Source organism: Holdemanella sp. (assembly GCF_056804935.1).
On record NZ_DBMEXE010000194.1, the window covers coordinates 1 to 3,066 of the forward strand.

Consider the following 3,066-nt stretch of genomic DNA (forward strand, 5'->3'; position numbering starts at 1 on the left):
AGTGGTGTTCGAAATAAAGATATATGTCCAGAAGTCAATTTATATAAGACGTTGTATGAGTGTTGATTTTAGCTTTATATCCTAATTTATTAAATGTGTCTATTGGAAATAAAAGTGCAAGTGGAACGGAAATTTTAGATGAGTTGGCGATGGAAGAGATTCAATCGAACGGAAAGAAATTGATACTTTATACATCTGCTGATAGTGTTCTACAAATTTGTGGTCATGAAGAAGTAACTGGATTAGATGAGCTATATCGAGTATGTCAAATTGCTCGAGAAATAACTTTAAAACCAGAATACAAAGTAGGAAGAGTCATTGCCCGTCCTTATGTAGGAGATTCGGTAGGTCACTTTACACGCACTAGCAATCGTCATGATTATGCATTGTCTCCATCGAGTGAAACCGTTTTAGATGTGTTAAAATCTCATTCATTGGATGTGATTGGCATTGGTAAGATTCGTGATATCTTTAATGGGCAGGGAATCACAAAAAGTATTCATTCGACTTCAAGTCATGAGGGTATGCTTCAAACGATTGAAGAAATGAAAAAAGATTTTACAGGGTTATTATTTACGAACCTTGTGGATTTCGATGCCAAGTGGGGTCATCGAAGAAATGTTTCTGGATATGCTGATGAGCTTGAAGATTTTGATCTTTTATTAGGCCAGCTACTTGGTGTTATTGATTCAGATACACTATTGATTATTACGGCCGATCATGGAAATGATCCAACCTATAAAGGAACGGATCATACTCGAGAGTGTGTACCATGTTTAATGTATTCACCTAGTATGAAAGAACACGGAATATTGGACGATTCAAGTTCGTTTGGCGTTCTTGGTGCAAGTGTTTTAGATAACTTTGATTTATCAAAACCATCAGATTTGATTGGTGAGTCTATTCTTGATTTGACAAAATAGAAAAAATATATTAATTTATTTTAGCGTTTTATTTTCGTTTTGGTATCCCCTATGAAACTGCCAAAACATAGGGGAGGTAATTTTTTATGAATAAAATGGAAAATATGGAAATCAAACAATTGGTGGTTTCTATGAGTTTGCCCATCATCATCTCGATGGTGATACAAGCTTTATATAATATTGTCGATAGTATCTTTGTTGCCAAAATTTCAAGTGATGCCTTAACCGCTGTATCTTTATGTTATCCGGTACAAACCATTATGATTGCGATTGCATGTGGTACAGCCGTTGGCTTTAATACATTGCTTGCACGATACTTAGGTGAAAAGAAATTTGATTATGCGAATAATACAATGATGCATGGAATCTTGTTAGGATTTGTGAATGGACTAGTCTTTTTAGTTTTAGGTTTACTATTTTCTAATGTATTCTTATCTTTGTTTACATCTGATCAGAATGTAATTCCATTAGCCAATACGTATATTCGTATTTGTACGATGTTTTCATTTAGCGTCTTTGTACAAATCATTTTCGAAAGAATCATGCAGGCAACAGGAAATGCCATCTACAACATGGTTATGCAAGGAGCAGGAGCCATTATTAATATTATTCTAGATCCAATCTTGATCTTTGGATGGTTTGGTCTACCTGAAATGGGTGTTGCCGGAGCTGCCATTGCGACCGTTATTGGACAGTTTTGTGCCATGCTTATTGGATATGTTATTACGAAGGTAAAAATAAAAGAATTGGATATTCATATGCATAATTTTTCCTTTTCGATACCTATTCTTTGTAAAATCTATAAAGTAGGAGTACCTGCCATCTTAATGCAGTCCGCATTAAGTTTTATGACTGTTTTTATGAATATGATTCTAGCACCAATCTCAGCTATGGCGATTACCGTCTTTAGTGTTTACTATAAATTACAGAATTTCTTGAATATGGCTGTGCTTGGAATCACCAATGCCTTGATTCCGATTGTTGCCTATAATAATGGGGCCAACAGAAAAGATCGAGCAATTGAAGCTATACAATTTTCTATGATTTTATCGATTTTCATTATGGCTATAGGAACGATTGTATTTCAATTATTCCCTAAACAATTATTAGCCATGTTTAGTGCGAATGATCAAATGTATGGATTAGGAATACCCGCATTAAAAATCATTAGCTTAAGCTTTGTGTTTGCCGGTATCTGTATGGTTTTATGTGCTGCCTTCCAGGCTTTAAATAAGGCAAATACTTCGTTAGTGATCACTTTGGCTAGACAACTTGTCATCTTAATTCCATTGACATATGGCTTAATGAAGTGTTTTGGCATTCATGTAGGTTGGTATGCCTTTGTCGTTACGGAATTTATATGTACCATGTATTCATTATTTGAATGGAGAAAAATAAAAAGGTAGCATTTGCTACCTTTTTGCGTATTTAAATGTATACATACAAATGGATGTGGCAATGGCCACGTTTAGACTTTCAAAAGTTTCCATTTCAATTTTGACAATATAATTACTTAAATCAATTAATTCCTTACGAACACCCTGACCTTCATTACCAACTAGAATTGCGTATTTTTCACTTGGTTTAATATCTTGAAGATCCTTGTGATTGTCATGTAAAGCTGTGGCATACACTTCAATATTTCTTTCTTGAAGCTTTTTAATTTCTTCTACTAAATCCGTTTGGATAACAGGAATATAGAATAGGGCTCCTTGACTGGACTGAATCGTTTTTGGATTGTAGATATCGGCACAACCCTTTGACATATAAATGCAGTCAATGCCAAAAGAATGAGCGGTTCTTAAAATCGTACCTACATTTCCTGGATCTTGTACATTATCTAGTAATAGAATACTATTTTCTTTTTCTGGTTTTAAGTTTAATTTTTTACATACACCAATCATTTTAGAATTTGAATTCTGGTTTGACAATTTGTTTAATACTTGTTGCGTTACGGTTTCATAGTTAAACTCTATTGGACATTCGAGTCCTTCAAGGATAAATAATTCTTGTAGAGCATTTGCGTTAAATTCTTCTTTAACCATATGTTCGCCTTCGACGAGAAATAGATTTGTCTTATCTCTTTCTTTTTTTTGAATCAGTTTGGCGTATTCTTTTATTTTTTTATTGTTTACAGATTGAA

General features: G+C 33.9%; 3 protein-coding genes. 2 read left to right on the forward strand and 1 reads right to left on the reverse strand.

The window, feature by feature from the left end:
* The first annotated feature begins 95 nt into the window (after positions 1-95).
* A complete protein-coding gene (locus ACZQCL_RS08055; RefSeq protein WP_482482678.1) occupies positions 96-923 on the forward strand; it encodes a phosphopentomutase in 828 nt (275 codons plus the stop codon).
* Between the two features lie 86 nt (positions 924-1,009).
* Entirely contained in the window at positions 1,010-2,329 is a 1,320-nt protein-coding gene (locus ACZQCL_RS08060; RefSeq protein ID WP_482482680.1) for an MATE family efflux transporter, read from the forward strand.
* 6 nt (positions 2,330-2,335) lie between these two features.
* On the opposite strand, the gene ACZQCL_RS08065 is transcribed toward ACZQCL_RS08060, so the two are convergent.
* Positions 2,336-3,066 (reverse strand): TrmH family RNA methyltransferase (locus ACZQCL_RS08065; RefSeq protein ID WP_482482682.1); only part of this gene is annotated, 731 nt, incomplete at its 5' end.